We start from the raw sequence: 14,049 nt of genomic DNA on the forward strand, positions 1-14,049 counted from the left end.
ACAGTTGTAATATGAGGTTAATCCCTTGAGTGACATGGCGAAAAACCTAATACTCTGGCTGGTCATTGCCGTTGTGCTGATGTCAGTTTTCCAGAGCTTTGGGCCCAGCGAGTCGAATGGCCGCAAGGTGGATTATTCTACCTTCCTGCAAGAGGTCAATCAGGACCAGGTTCGCGAAGCGCGTATCAACGGACGTGAGATCAACGTTACCAAGAAAGATAGTAACCGTTACACGACTTACATCCCGGTGAACGATCCTAAGCTGCTTGATAACCTTCTGACCAAAAACGTCAAAGTGGTAGGCGAGCCGCCGGAAGAACCAAGCCTGTTGGCTTCTATCTTCATTTCCTGGTTCCCGATGCTGCTTCTTATCGGTGTCTGGATCTTCTTTATGCGCCAGATGCAGGGCGGTGGTGGCAAAGGTGCCATGTCGTTCGGTAAGAGCAAGGCGCGTATGCTGACGGAAGACCAGATCAAGACCACCTTTGCTGACGTAGCAGGTTGTGACGAAGCAAAAGAAGAGGTGGGTGAACTGGTTGAATACCTGCGCGAGCCGAGCCGTTTCCAGAAACTGGGCGGTAAGATCCCGAAAGGCGTCCTGATGGTCGGCCCTCCGGGTACCGGTAAAACCCTGCTGGCAAAAGCCATCGCGGGTGAAGCGAAGGTGCCGTTCTTTACTATTTCAGGTTCTGACTTCGTTGAAATGTTCGTCGGTGTCGGTGCATCTCGTGTGCGTGACATGTTCGAGCAGGCTAAGAAGGCAGCACCGTGCATCATCTTCATCGATGAAATCGATGCCGTTGGCCGCCAGCGTGGCGCAGGCCTGGGCGGTGGTCACGATGAACGTGAGCAGACCCTGAACCAGATGCTGGTTGAAATGGACGGCTTTGAAGGTAACGAAGGTATCATCGTTATCGCGGCAACTAACCGTCCAGACGTACTCGACCCTGCGCTGCTGCGTCCAGGCCGTTTCGACCGTCAGGTTGTGGTCGGTCTGCCGGATGTTCGTGGTCGTGAACAGATCCTGAAAGTGCATATGCGTCGCGTACCGCTGGCGCCAGATATCGACGCGGCAATCATCGCGCGTGGTACTCCAGGCTTCTCCGGTGCGGATCTGGCTAACCTGGTCAACGAGGCAGCACTGTTTGCCGCTCGCGGTAACAAGCGTGTAGTGTCCATGGTGGAATTTGAGAAAGCGAAAGACAAAATCATGATGGGTGCGGAACGTCGCTCCATGGTGATGACGGAAGCGCAGAAAGAGTCCACGGCATATCACGAAGCGGGCCACGCGATTATCGGTCGTCTGGTGCCGGAACACGATCCGGTACACAAGGTGACGATCATTCCACGCGGTCGTGCGTTGGGTGTGACCTTCTTCCTGCCTGAAGGTGACGCGATCAGCGCCAGCCGTCAGAAGCTGGAAAGTCAGATTTCAACCCTGTACGGCGGTCGTCTGGCAGAAGAGATCATCTACGGTGCGGAACATGTTTCCACCGGTGCGTCGAACGATATTAAAGTGGCGACAAACCTGGCACGTAACATGGTGACCCAGTGGGGCTTCTCCGACAAACTCGGTCCGCTGCTCTATGCAGAAGAAGAGGGCGAAGTATTCCTGGGCCGCTCCGTGGCAAAAGCGAAACATATGTCCGATGAAACGGCTCGTATCATCGACCAGGAAGTGAAAGCGCTGATTGAGCGTAACTACGCTCGCGCCCGTCAGATCCTGAATGACAATATGGACATCCTGCATTCGATGAAAGATGCGCTCATGAAATATGAGACCATCGATGCTCCGCAAATTGACGACCTGATGGCTCGCCGCGAAGTGCGTCCGCCAGCAGGCTGGGAAGACCCAGGCGCGTCTAACAATTCTGACAACAATGGCACCCCGCGTGCACCGCGTCCGGTCGATGAACCGCGTACGCCAAACCCGGGCAACACCATGTCAGAGCAGTTGGGCGACAAGTAAGTCACTGCTGTTGAAGCGTTTGTCTGTACATCAAACCCTGGAGCGTGCTCCGGGGTTTTTCTTTTTTATATAACCATGAAAATAACAGGGATTTAGCCATGAAACTCTTCGCCCAGGACTCGCATCTCGACCTTTCACATCCGCATGTGATGGGGATCCTGAATGTCACGCCTGATTCCTTCTCTGACGGCGGCACGCATAACTCGCTTATCGACGCGGTTAAACACGCGAATTTAATGATCAACGCGGGTGCCACCATCATTGACGTTGGAGGGGAGTCAACGCGGCCTGGCGCGGCGGAGGTTTCGGTGGAAGAAGAGCTGGCGCGCGTGGTGCCGGTGGTGGAGGCTATCGCCCGGCGCTTTGAAGTGTGGATCTCCGTTGATACCTCCAAACCCGAAGTGATCCGTGAAGTGGCGAGAGTGGGCGCTCACATTATTAATGATATCCGCTCGCTGACCGAGCCGGGCGCAATTGAAGCCGCCGCTGAAACCGGGCTACCGGTGTGTCTGATGCATATGCAGGGCCAGCCTAAGACAATGCAGGAGGCGCCAAAATATGAAGATGTGTTTGCCGACGTCACCCGCTTCTTTATTGAGCATATCGAACGCTGTGAACGTGCGGGTATCGCAAAAGAGAAATTGCTGCTCGACCCGGGCTTCGGTTTCGGTAAAAATCTCTCACACAATTACGCGTTGCTTGCGCGCTTATCAGAGTTTCATCAGTTCGGCCTGCCACTGCTGGTGGGAATGTCGAGAAAATCGATGATTGGTCAGTTGTTGAATGTCGGGCCGAACGAACGTCTGAGCGGCAGTCTGGCCTGCGCGGTGATTGCCGCGATGCAAGGTGCACACATCATTCGCGTCCATGACGTAAAAGAAACAGTAGAAGCCATGCGTGTGGTGGAAGCCACACTGGCAGCGAAGGAAAACAAACGCTATGAGTAATCGTAAATATTTTGGTACCGATGGCATCCGTGGGCGCGTAGGCGATGCGCCAATTACCCCTGACTTTGTCCTGAAGCTGGGCTGGGCGGCGGGTAAGGTACTGGCGCGTCATGGCTCCCGTAAGATCATTATTGGTAAAGATACCCGTATTTCGGGTTATATGCTTGAGTCCGCGCTGGAAGCCGGGCTGGCGGCGGCGGGGCTTTCAGCTTCCTTTACGGGGCCAATGCCGACCCCTGCTGTTGCCTATCTGACTCGTACCTTCCGTGCGGAAGCGGGCATCGTCATTTCAGCTTCTCATAATCCGTTCTATGACAACGGTATCAAATTCTTCTCCATCGACGGCACTAAACTGCCGGATGACGTGGAAGAGGCGATTGAAGCGGAAATGGAGAAAGAGATCACCTGTGTCGACTCCGCTGAGCTGGGTAAAGCCAACCGTATTGTCGATGCCGCAGGCCGCTACATTGAATTCTGCAAAGGCACGTTCCCGAATGAACTGAGCCTGGCACACCTCAAAATTGTGGTGGACTGTGCAAACGGTGCGACCTATCACATTGCGCCGAATGTTTTCCGCGAGCTGGGCGCGAAAGTGATCACCATCGGCTGCGAGCCGGACGGTCTGAACATCAATGAAGAAGTCGGCGCGACAGACGTGCGTGCCTTGCAGGCGCGTGTACTGGCTGAAAAAGCCGATCTGGGTATTGCCCTGGATGGCGATGGCGACCGTGTGATCATGGTTGACCACGAAGGTAACAAGGTCGACGGGGATCAGATCCTCTACATCATTGCGCGTGAAGGCCTGCGTCAGGGGCAACTGCGCGGTGGCGCGGTGGGCACGCTGATGAGCAATATGGGTCTGGAGCTGGCGCTGAAACAGCTGGGCATCCCGTTTGTTCGCGCGAAAGTGGGTGACCGCTACGTGCTGGAAAAACTTCAGGAAAAAGGCTGGCGCATTGGCGCGGAAAACTCCGGCCACGTGATCCTGCTCGATAAAACCACCACCGGTGACGGCATTGTGGCGGCGCTTCAGGTTGTTGCCGCGATGGCGCGTAACCATATGAGCCTGCACGATCTGTGCAGCGGCATGAAAATGTTCCCGCAGATCCTGGTGAACGTGCGTTTCACCGCTGGTAAAGGCGACCCGCTGGAAAATGATAACGTGAAAGCGGTGATGGCAGAGGTGGAAGCGACGCTTGGCAGTCGTGGACGCGTCCTGCTGCGTAAGTCGGGTACCGAGCCGCTGATCCGCGTGATGGTGGAAGGTGAAGACGAAGCGCAGGTAACTGAATTTGCGCACCGCATTGCGGATGCAGTGAAAGCTGCATAATCTTTCAGAATAAGTGTTTAAAAAGGCGGCGTTTGCCGCCTTTGTTTTAAGCAATTAATGGCTTTTTGCTGTTTTTTTCCGCAGTTGATACAATGCCTCGAAAATGCCCTTGCGAAGGTGATTCGCTTTGGTTAGTATTCACACCCGCTTCAGTGGGAAACAAAATCCTGCTAATTGGTCGAAGCATTGGTATGCGGCAAATCCGCAAGGAACAGGTTGATTATGTACGAAGCTCTTTTAGTTATTTTCCTTATTGTAGCCATCGCTCTCGTAGCGCTGATTATGCTGCAGCAAGGTAAAGGCGCTGATATGGGAGCCTCCTTCGGAGCAGGCGCTTCCGGTACGCTGTTCGGTTCAAGTGGTTCTGCGAACTTCATGACCCGTACGACGGCGATTCTGGCTACGCTGTTCTTCATCATCAGTCTGGTGCTGGGCAATATCAACAGCAACAAGACCAGTAAAGGAAGCGAGTGGGAAAATCTGAGCGCGCCAGCAAAAACTGAGCAAACTCAGCCAGCTGCACCGGCTAAGCCAACCAGCGATATCCCGCAGTAAGTATTCAGTACCGAGGTGGTGGAATTGGTAGACACGCTACCTTGAGGTGGTAGTGCCCTAACGGGCTTGTGGGTTCGAGTCCCATCCTCGGTACCAATATTCCAGAAGAAAGACGTCGCAAGACGTCTTTTTTTTCGTCTGTACATTCTGTGTTTCCGATCTATTGTAGGGCGGGTAAGCGCAGCGCCGCCCGCCGTTTTGCCCGGCGGCGCTGCGCTTACCGGGCCTACGAAGACCACAAAAAAGGCGCCCATTGGGCGCCTTTTGCATGTCTTGCTGTCGATTACTTCTTATCGCTGTGTTCCAGGTTCTCAACCTGCGGCAGACCATTACCGGAATTCGCGGAGAGCAGGCCATTCTCAACATAGTTGAACAGCTTCTCACGGGTATCGGTGATGTCCAGGTTACGCATGGTCAGCTGGCCAATACGATCGTCCGGAGAGAATACTGACTCACCTTTCTCCATGGTCAGACGCTCTGCTTTATAGGTCAGGTTGTCAGACACGGTATTGAGGATGGAGTAATCATTGCCGCGACGCAGTTCCAGCGTCACTTCGCCGGTGATTGCGCTCGCCACCCAACGTTGCAGGGCGTCACGCAGCATCAGCGCTTGTGGATCAAACCAGCGACCCTGATACAGCAGTTTGCCCAGCTGACGGCCATGAGCGTGATACTGCTCAATGGTGTCTTCGTTGTGAATACCGGTCAGCAGACGCTCGTAAGCGATGTGCAGCAGCGCCATCCCCGGAGCTTCGTAAATGCCACGGCTTTTCGCTTCGATGATACGGTTTTCGATCTGATCGCTCATACCCAGACCGTGACGACCGCCGATGCGGTTTGCTTCCAGCATCAGTTCAACATCGTCTGAGAAGGTTTTACCGTTCAGGGCAACCGGATGACCGCGTTCGAAACGCACGGTCACTTCTTCCGCCGGGATCTTCACGTTCTCATCCCAGAATTTTACGCCCATGATCGGGTTAACAATTTTTACGCTGGAGTTCAGGAATTCCAGGTCTTTCGCTTCGTGCGTCGCACCCAGCATGTTGGAGTCGGTTGAGTAGGCTTTCTCAACGGACATCTTATAGTCAAAGCCGCAGGCAATCATAAACTCAGACATTTCATGACGGCCACCCAGTTCGTCGATGAAGTCGGTATCCAGCCACGGTTTGTAGATCTGCAACTCGGCGTTGGTCAGCAGACCGTAACGATAGAAACGTTCAATATCGTTGCCTTTATAGGTACTGCCATCACCCCAGATGTTCACGCCATCTTCTTTCATGGCGGCGACCAGCATGGTGCCGGTGACAGCACGACCCAGCGGAGTGGTATTAAAATAGGTCAGGCCGCCGGTAGTGTTATGAAAAGCACCGCACTGGATAGCGGCAATGCCTTCAGCGACCAGTTGCTTACGGCAGTCAATCAGACGTGCGTTCTCTGCGCCATACTCCATGGCACGACGAGGGATCGCGTCATAATCTTCCTCGTCCGGCTGACCCAGGTTCGCAGTATATGCATACGGAACCGCTCCCTTCTGGCGCATCCACAGCAGTGCAGCGCTGGTATCCAGGCCGCCTGAGAAAGCGATGCCAATACGTTGTCCTACCGGAAGATGCTTGAGAATCGTCGTCATAGAATAAAACCCTGCTTGATTGACTGATTAGAGACCGCTTTCGCTCTCTTGTGCATTTTTATGCAAAATAAGTGAGTATTCATTTAATCATCTTTTGTCGAAGACCGAAAGAGACTCGTGTGTTTTTTGTAAAAAAATTGGTCTGTTCTGTCTGGCAGAAGCTGGGTTGACAGGTGGGGTCAACTATCAATATACTAAACGCCGATTTTACGTCCCGTCTTCGGTACCAAATCCCAGCATTATTTGCAAATTCTGTCCAAAACGCGTAGAATTTGCCACGTTTCAGGCGCGGGGTGGAGCAGCCTGGTAGCTCGTCGGGCTCATAACCCGAAGGTCGTCGGTTCAAATCCGGCCCCCGCAACCACTTTCCTATAAAGTTCTTTTTCAAATATACTGTGAAGACTTAGAGCCTTCGTAGCTGGATTTGAAAAAATTCTTTCGGAAAGTGCTCCAGGCCACAGTTGTGGCTATAGGGTTCAGTTATCTAAAGCCCCGATTTATCGGGGTTTTTTGTTATCTGACTACAGAATAACTGGGCTTTACGCCCTTTTTTTATGTCTTGGGGGTGGGCTTGTCCACATTAGAGCAAAAATTAACAGAGATGATTACTGCACCGGTCGAAGCACTGGGCTACGAACTGGTCGGCATCGAATTCGTTCGCGGCCGCACATCGACGCTGCGCATCTATATTGATAGTGAAGATGGCATCAATGTTGATGATTGTGCTGATGTCAGCCACCAGGTGAGTGCGGTTCTTGATGTTGAAGATCCGATTACCGTTGCGTACAACCTGGAAGTTTCCTCACCTGGCCTCGATCGTCCGATGTTCACGGCCGAGCACTATGTGCGCTTTACCGGTGAAGAAGTGGCTCTCGTTCTGCGTATGGCCGTACAGAACCGCCGTAAATGGCAGGGAATTATCAAAGCCGTTGATGGTGAAATGATCACGGTGACAGTCGAAGGCAAAGATGAAGTGTTCGCGCTGAGTAATATCCAGAAGGCGAACCTGGTTCCCCACTTTTAACAGTCTGGATTGAGGTGAAAAGCCCGCGATGAACAAAGAAATTTTGGCTGTTGTTGAAGCCGTCTCCAACGAGAAATCACTGCCGCGTGAGAAGATTTTCGAAGCGCTGGAAAGTGCACTGGCTACAGCAACCAAGAAAAAATACGAACAAGAGATCGATGTTCGCGTAGAAATCGATCGTAAAAGCGGTGACTTCGATACATTCCGTCGTTGGGTAATCGTTGAAGAAGTGACCCAACCGACCAAAGAGATCACCCTGGAAGCGGCACGTTTTGAAGACGAAAGTCTGAACGTGGGTGACTACGTTGAAGATCAGATTGAATCTGTCACCTTCGACCGTATCACCACCCAGACCGCGAAGCAGGTTATCGTGCAGAAAGTTCGCGAAGCCGAGCGCGCGCTGGTTGTCGATCAGTTCCGCGATCAGGAAGGCGAAATCATCACTGGCGTGGTGAAGAAAGTGAACCGCGATAACATCTCTCTGGAGATCAAATCCGAAGGGCTGCCGGGTAACGCTGAAGCCGTTATCCTGCGTGAAGACATGCTGCCGCGTGAAAACTTCCGCCCAGGCGACCGTATTCGTGGTGTGCTGTATGCCGTACGTCCTGAAGCACGCGGTGCACAGCTGTTCGTGACGCGTTCTAAACCAGAAATGCTGGTTGAACTGTTCCGTATCGAAGTGCCGGAAATCGGCGAAGAAGTTATCGAAATCAAAGCGGCGGCCCGCGATCCGGGCTCCCGTGCGAAAATTGCGGTGAAAACCAACGACAAGCGTATCGACCCGGTCGGTGCTTGCGTCGGTATGCGTGGCGCACGTGTTCAGGCGGTTTCTACCGAACTGGGCGGCGAGCGTATTGATATCGTTCTGTGGGACGACAATCCGGCGCAGTTCGTGATCAACGCAATGGCACCGGCTGATGTGGCGTCTATCGTTGTTGACGAAGACAAACACACCATGGATATCGCTGTAGAAGCGGGCAACCTGGCGCAGGCGATTGGCCGTAACGGTCAGAACGTACGTCTGGCGTCACAGCTGAGCGGCTGGGAACTCAACGTGATGACCGTTGATGACCTTCAGGCCAAGCATCAGGCTGAAGCCCACGCGGCGATCGATACCTTCACCAAATACCTGGACATTGACGAAGACTTCGCCACTGTGCTGGTTGAAGAAGGTTTCTCTACGCTGGAAGAACTGGCCTACGTGCCAATGAAAGAGCTGCTGGAAATTGACGGTCTGGATGAACCAACCGTTGAAGCCCTGCGTGAACGCGCTAAAAACGCACTGACCACCCTGGCGCTGGCTCAGGAAGAAAGCCTTGGCGATAAGAAGCCGGCTGATGACCTGCTGAATCTGGAAGGTCTTGATCGTGCGATTGCGTTCAAGCTGGCTGCCCGTGGTGTTTGTACGCTGGAAGATCTCGCTGAGCAAGGCGTTGATGACCTGGCCGATATCGAAGGTTTAACCGACGAGAAAGCCGGCGAACTCATCATGGCCGCACGTAATATTTGCTGGTTCGGCGACGAAGCGTAATAAACTGTAGCAGGAAGGAACAGCATGACTGATGTAACTGTAAAATCGCTGGCTGCTGAGATTCAGACCTCCGTGGACCGCCTGGTACAGCAATTTGCTGATGCAGGGATCCCGAAGGCCGCTGATGACTCGGTGACCGCGCAAGAAAAACAAACCTTGTTAGCGCACCTGAACCGTGAACACGGCTCTACGCCTGACAAGTTAACGCTGCAGCGCAAAACGCGTAGCACGTTGAACATCCCTGGTACCGGTGGCAAAAGCAAATCGGTACAAATTGAAGTCCGCAAGACGCGCACCTTTGTAAAACGTGATCCGCAAGAGGCAGAACGCCTTGCTGCGGAAGAGCAGGCACAGCGTGAAGCGGAAGAACAAGCTCAGCGTGAGGCAGAAGCCACTGCTAAACGCGAAGCAGAATTAAAAGCTGAACGTGAGGCCGCAGAAAAAGCGAAACGCGACGCCGGTGAAAAAGCGAAGCGTGACGCTGCGGAAAAAGACAAAGTGAGCAATCAACAGACCGACGAAATGACCAAAACTGCCCAGGCTGAAAAAGCCCGCCGTGAAAATGAAGCTGCCGAGCTGAAGCGTAAAGCGGAAGAAGAAGCCCGCCGCAAGCTTGAAGAAGAAGCTCGCCGCGTCGCCGAAGAAGCGCGTCGCATGGCAGAAGAAAACGAGAAGAACGGTGTGAATACCGCTGAACCAACTGAAGACAACAGCGATTATCACGTAACCACTTCTCAGCATGCGCGCCAGGCAGAAGACGATAACGACCGTGAAGTTGAAGGTGGTCGTGGCCGTACTCGCAGTACAAAAGCGGCGCGTCCTGCGAAAAAAGGTAACAAGCACGCTGAATCTAAAGCTGACCGTGAAGAAGCACGTGCAGCGGTTCGCGGTGGTAAAGGCGGTAAGCGTAAAGGTTCTGCTCTGCAGCAGGGCTTCCAGAAGCCAGCTCAGGCCGTTAACCGTGACGTTGTGATCGGCGAAACCATCACCGTTGGCGAACTGGCTAACAAGATGGCGGTGAAAGGCTCTCAGGTCATCAAAGCGATGATGAAACTGGGCGCAATGGCCACCATCAACCAGGTCATCGACCAGGAAACCGCACAGCTGGTTGCCGAAGAGATGGGCCACAAAGTTATTCTGCGTCGTGAAAACGAGCTGGAAGAAGCAGTAATGAGCGACCGTGATACGGGCGCAGCGGCTGAACCGCGCGCACCGGTTGTGACCATCATGGGTCACGTTGACCACGGTAAAACCTCTCTGCTTGACTACATTCGTTCTACTAAGGTTGCCTCCGGCGAAGCGGGTGGTATTACCCAGCATATCGGTGCTTACCACGTAGAAACCGAAAACGGCATGATCACCTTCCTGGATACCCCAGGCCACGCAGCGTTTACCTCAATGCGTGCTCGTGGTGCTCAGGCAACGGATATCGTTGTTCTGGTTGTTGCTGCCGATGATGGCGTGATGCCACAGACCATTGAAGCTATCCAGCACGCGAAAGCGGCGCAGGTGCCTTTGGTTGTTGCAGTCAACAAAATCGATAAGCCAGAAGCCGATATGGATCGCGTTAAGAACGAACTGTCACAGTACGGCGTTATGCCGGAAGAGTGGGGCGGTGAAGCGCAGTTCATCCCTGTATCTGCAAAAGCAGGTACCGGTATCGACGACCTGCTGAACGCTATCCTGCTTCAGGCTGAAGTTCTGGAGCTGAAAGCGGTTCGTAAAGGTATGGCGAGCGGTGCGGTAATCGAATCCTTCCTGGATAAAGGTCGTGGTCCGGTTGCAACCGTTCTGGTTCGCGAAGGTACTCTGCACAAGGGCGACATCGTTCTGTGTGGTTTCGAATACGGTCGCGTTCGTGCGATGCGTAACGAACTGGGTCAGGAAGTGCTGGAAGCGGGTCCGTCCATCCCAGTGGAAATCCTCGGCCTGTCCGGTGTTCCGGCTGCCGGTGACGAAGTAACCGTGGTACGTGACGAGAAGAAAGCACGTGAAGTGGCGCTGTATCGTCAGGGTAAATTCCGTGAGGTGAAACTGGCTCGCCAGCAGAAATCTAAACTCGAGAACATGTTCGCCAACATGACTGAAGGCGAAGTTCACGAAGTGAACATCGTTCTGAAAGCGGACGTACAGGGTTCTGTGGAAGCGATCTCCGACTCCTTGCTGAAACTGTCTACCGACGAAGTGAAAGTGAAGATCATCGGTTCTGGCGTAGGTGGTATCACCGAAACCGACGCAACCCTGGCAGCCGCGTCCAACGCTATCCTGGTTGGCTTCAACGTTCGTGCTGACGCATCTGCGCGTAAAGTTATCGATGCTGAAAGCCTGGATCTGCGTTACTACTCCGTCATCTATAACCTGATTGACGAAGTGAAAGCAGCGATGAGCGGCATGCTGTCTCCTGAGCTGAAACAGCAGATCATCGGTCTGGCTGAAGTACGTGACGTGTTCAAATCACCGAAATTCGGTGCGATCGCGGGCTGTATGGTTACCGAAGGGACCATTAAGCGTCACAACCCAATCCGCGTACTGCGCGACAACGTGGTTATCTACGAAGGTGAGCTGGAATCCCTGCGCCGCTTCAAAGATGACGTTAACGAAGTTCGTAACGGCATGGAATGTGGTATCGGTGTTAAGAACTACAACGACGTTCGCGTTGGCGATATGATCGAAGTGTTCGAGATCATCGAAATTCAGCGTACCATCGCATAATCTTCGTCAACTGAAGATTAGTTAGCGTAGGCCGGGTAAGCGAAGCGCCACCCGGCAGTAATTTTAAAAAGGGGCTTAAGCCCCTTTTTTGTCTGGAGAATTTATTATGGCGAAAGAATTTGGTCGCCCACAGCGCGTCGCGCAGGAGATGCAGAAAGAGATCGCTCTCATTCTGCAACGTGAAATCAAAGATCCACGCGTGGGGATGATGACCACCGTGTCTGGCGTGGAAATGTCCCGCGACCTGGCGTACGCCAAAGTGTTTGTGACATTCCTGAATGACCAGGATGAAGACGCCGTGAAGAACGGCATTAAAGCGCTGCAGGAAGCCTCTGGTTTCATCCGCTCTCTGCTTGGCAAAGCGATGCGTCTGCGTATTGTGCCGGAGCTGACCTTCTTCTACGACAACTCGCTGGTTGAGGGTATGCGTATGTCCAACCTGGTGACCAGCGTGGTGAAACATGACGATGAGCGTCGTGTTAACCCGGCGGACGACAGCAAGGAGGACTGATGAGTCGTCCTCGTCGTCGCGGTCGTGACGTGCATGGCGTGCTGTTGCTGGATAAACCACAGGGCGCATCCAGCAACGACGTGCTGCAAAAAGTAAAGCGTATTTATAACGCCAATCGCGCGGGGCACACCGGCGCGCTGGATCCGCTGGCAACCGGGATGCTCCCGATCTGCCTGGGTGAAGCGACAAAGTTTTCCCAGTATCTGCTGGATTCCGATAAGCGCTACCGCGTGATTGCCAAACTGGGCCAGCGCACGGACACTTCCGATGCGGATGGTCAGGTCGTTGAAGAGCGTCCGGTAACCTTCAGCGCAGAGCAACTTGATGCGGCGCTGGAGAGCTTCCGGGGCGACACAATGCAGGTGCCGTCGATGTATTCGGCGTTGAAATATCAGGGCAAGAAGCTTTACGAATATGCGCGTCAGGGCATTGACGTTCCGCGTGAAGCCCGTCCGATTACCGTGTATGAGCTGTTGTTCATTCGCCACGAAGGTGATGAGCTGGAGCTGGAAGTGCACTGCTCGAAAGGGACCTACATCCGCACCATCATTGACGACCTCGGTGAAAAGCTGGGCTGCGGCGCGCATGTGATTTATCTGCGTCGTCTGGCGGTCAGCAAGTATCCGGTCGAACGTATGGTAACGCTTGAGCATCTGCACGCCCTGGCTGAACAGGCGCAAGCGCAGGGAATTGCGCCGGCAGATCTGCTGGATCCGCTGCTGATGCCAATGGACAGTCCGGCAGCAGATTTCCCGGTTGTTAATCTTCCTTTAACATCGTCCGTTTACTTTAAGAACGGAAACCCGGTCCGCACAACGGGGGCGCCGCTTGAGGGCCTGGTCCGTGTGACGGAAGGGGAGGAAGGCAAGTTTATCGGGATGGGCGAAATGGACGGTGAAGGGCGCGTTGCCCCGCGTCGTCTGGTCGTCGAATACCCGGTCGAAGCGTGACGGTGATAACGCCTCACCTTGCGATAAGCAGGGGAGACGAGTAGAATATCGCCGCTTAACGCCTGGTAAATTGTTTAACAATCTGCGGGGCGTACATGGGATAGCTGAATTAGAGATCGGCATCCTTACATTCTTTATACTTTGGAGTTTGAAAATGTCTCTAAGCGTTGAAGCTAAAGCTAAAATCGTTTCTGAGTTTGGTCGTGGTACTAACGACAGCGGTTCTACCGAAGTTCAGGTTGCACTGCTGACTGCACAGATTAACCACCTGCAGGGTCACTTTGCAGAGCACAAAAAAGATCACCACAGCCGTCGTGGTCTGCTGCGTATGGTTTCTCAGCGTCGTAAACTGCTCGACTACCTGAAGCGTAAAGATGTTGCACGCTACACCGCGCTGATCGAGCGTCTGGGTCTGCGTCGCTAATTCTTGCGAGTTTCAGAAAAGGGGGCCTGATGGCCCCTTTTTTCAACCAGACGGCAGCAATTCAGGGGAAACTATTGTATTGTTGCTATAAATGATCTTCATTGCAGAGGTTCGCGCGGCTAATGAGAGGCTTCACCCATGGGGGTGTCGGTTGTCATTAGTCGCGAGGATGCGAAGAAGGTCGGGTTAAATCGTCAGCACACCTGAGGTGTGCTTTCAAACATTTAAGAAAGGACAGAATTTTGCTGAATCCGATCGTTCGTAAATTCCAGTATGGTCAGCATACCGTCACGCTGGAAACCGGCATGATGGCTCGTCAGGCTACTGCTGCCGTAATGGTAAGCATGGATGACACTGCTGTATTCGTTACCGTAGTTGGCCAGAAAAAAGCTAAACCAGGTCAGGACTTCTTCCCACTGACCGTGAACTACCAGGAGCGTACCTACGCTGCCGGTAAAATCCCGGG

The 14,049-nt window shown here is 53.4% G+C and carries 11 protein-coding genes, 2 tRNA genes and 1 pseudogene; 13 read left to right on the plus strand and 1 reads right to left on the minus strand.

The window, feature by feature from the left end:
• The first annotated feature begins 34 nt into the window (after positions 1–34).
• From ftsH to ACOTX2_RS10855, 5 genes are all read left to right on the plus strand, one after another.
• Positions 35–1,969 carry an ATP-dependent zinc metalloprotease FtsH gene (gene ftsH, locus ACOTX2_RS10835; protein ID WP_003861810.1) on the plus strand — a complete coding sequence of 645 codons (1,935 nt, stop codon included), beginning with the start codon at positions 35–37 and terminating at the stop codon, positions 1,967–1,969.
• 98 nt (positions 1,970–2,067) lie between these two features.
• Complete coding sequence (gene folP / locus ACOTX2_RS10840; protein WP_022649520.1) at positions 2,068–2,916, plus strand: dihydropteroate synthase; 849 nt, start codon at positions 2,068–2,070, stop codon at positions 2,914–2,916.
• Positions 2,909–4,246: a phosphoglucosamine mutase gene (glmM, locus tag ACOTX2_RS10845; protein ID WP_003861804.1), complete on the plus strand. Its 1,338-nt coding sequence runs from the start codon at positions 2,909–2,911 to the stop codon at positions 4,244–4,246. The genes folP and glmM overlap by 8 nt, the downstream gene beginning before the upstream one ends.
• A 222-nt stretch (positions 4,247–4,468) precedes the next feature.
• A complete protein-coding gene (gene secG / locus ACOTX2_RS10850) occupies positions 4,469–4,801 on the plus strand; it encodes a preprotein translocase subunit SecG (RefSeq protein ID WP_003861803.1) in 333 nt (110 codons plus the stop codon).
• Between the two features lie 9 nt (positions 4,802–4,810).
• Positions 4,811–4,897 (plus strand) — tRNA-Leu (locus ACOTX2_RS10855).
• 187 nt (positions 4,898–5,084) lie between these two features.
• Here ACOTX2_RS10855 and argG read toward each other — a convergent pair.
• A complete protein-coding gene (gene argG, locus ACOTX2_RS10860) occupies positions 5,085–6,431 on the minus strand; it encodes an argininosuccinate synthase (RefSeq protein ID WP_022649518.1) in 1,347 nt (448 codons plus the stop codon).
• A gap of 287 nt (positions 6,432–6,718) precedes the next feature.
• On the opposite strand from argG, the gene ACOTX2_RS10865 reads away from it, so the two are divergent.
• From ACOTX2_RS10865 to ACOTX2_RS10900, 8 genes and pseudogenes are all read left to right on the plus strand, one after another.
• A tRNA-Met gene (locus tag ACOTX2_RS10865) sits at positions 6,719–6,795 on the plus strand.
• A gap of 207 nt (positions 6,796–7,002) precedes the next feature.
• The gene (rimP, locus tag ACOTX2_RS10870; protein WP_014833432.1) at positions 7,003–7,455 is read left to right on the plus strand and encodes a ribosome maturation factor RimP; all 453 of its coding nucleotides are present in this window, start codon (positions 7,003–7,005) and stop codon (positions 7,453–7,455) included.
• A 28-nt stretch (positions 7,456–7,483) separates the two neighbouring features.
• A complete protein-coding gene (gene nusA / locus ACOTX2_RS10875) occupies positions 7,484–8,986 on the plus strand; it encodes a transcription termination factor NusA (protein ID WP_003861798.1) in 1,503 nt (500 codons plus the stop codon).
• Between the two features lie 24 nt (positions 8,987–9,010).
• Positions 9,011–11,698, plus strand: coding sequence for a translation initiation factor IF-2 (infB, locus tag ACOTX2_RS10880; protein ID WP_022649517.1), 2,688 nt, complete (start codon positions 9,011–9,013; stop codon positions 11,696–11,698).
• 106 nt (positions 11,699–11,804) lie between these two features.
• Positions 11,805–12,209, plus strand: a complete 405-nt coding sequence (gene rbfA / locus ACOTX2_RS10885; protein ID WP_003861793.1) for a 30S ribosome-binding factor RbfA — start codon at positions 11,805–11,807, stop codon at positions 12,207–12,209.
• Positions 12,209–13,159 carry a tRNA pseudouridine(55) synthase TruB gene (truB, locus tag ACOTX2_RS10890; protein WP_023298718.1) on the plus strand — a complete coding sequence of 317 codons (951 nt, stop codon included), beginning with the start codon at positions 12,209–12,211 and terminating at the stop codon, positions 13,157–13,159. The genes rbfA and truB overlap by 1 nt, the downstream gene beginning before the upstream one ends.
• Before the next feature lie 154 nt (positions 13,160–13,313).
• Positions 13,314–13,583 (plus strand): 30S ribosomal protein S15, encoded by a 270-nt coding sequence (rpsO, locus tag ACOTX2_RS10895; protein ID WP_003861789.1) that lies wholly within the window; start codon positions 13,314–13,316, stop codon positions 13,581–13,583.
• Between the two features lie 242 nt (positions 13,584–13,825).
• Positions 13,826–14,049 (plus strand): annotated as a pseudogene (locus ACOTX2_RS10900) (polyribonucleotide nucleotidyltransferase); the annotation flags it as partial.

This window comes from Enterobacter cloacae complex sp. IR5412 (assembly GCF_049237385.1).
In the GTDB taxonomy this organism is placed as follows: domain Bacteria; phylum Pseudomonadota; class Gammaproteobacteria; order Enterobacterales; family Enterobacteriaceae; genus Enterobacter; species Enterobacter intestinihominis.

Bases quoted from the DNA above. Each gene is read 5' to 3' on its own strand.
- truB (WP_023298718.1), top strand. From the start codon at position 12,209: ATGAGTCGTCCTCGTCGTCGCGGTCGTGACGTGCATGGCGTGCTGTTG.
- glmM (WP_003861804.1), top strand. From the start codon at position 2,909: ATGAGTAATCGTAAATATTTTGGTACCGATGGCATCCGTGGGCGCGTA.
- ftsH (WP_003861810.1), top strand. From the start codon at position 35: ATGGCGAAAAACCTAATACTCTGGCTGGTCATTGCCGTTGTGCTGATG.
- rpsO (WP_003861789.1), top strand. From the start codon at position 13,314: ATGTCTCTAAGCGTTGAAGCTAAAGCTAAAATCGTTTCTGAGTTTGGT.
- folP (WP_022649520.1), top strand. From the start codon at position 2,068: ATGAAACTCTTCGCCCAGGACTCGCATCTCGACCTTTCACATCCGCAT.
- rbfA (WP_003861793.1), top strand. From the start codon at position 11,805: ATGGCGAAAGAATTTGGTCGCCCACAGCGCGTCGCGCAGGAGATGCAG.
- secG (WP_003861803.1), top strand. From the start codon at position 4,469: ATGTACGAAGCTCTTTTAGTTATTTTCCTTATTGTAGCCATCGCTCTC.
- infB (WP_022649517.1), top strand. From the start codon at position 9,011: ATGACTGATGTAACTGTAAAATCGCTGGCTGCTGAGATTCAGACCTCC.
- nusA (WP_003861798.1), top strand. From the start codon at position 7,484: ATGAACAAAGAAATTTTGGCTGTTGTTGAAGCCGTCTCCAACGAGAAA.
- argG (WP_022649518.1), bottom strand. From the start codon at position 6,431: ATGACGACGATTCTCAAGCATCTTCCGGTAGGACAACGTATTGGCATC.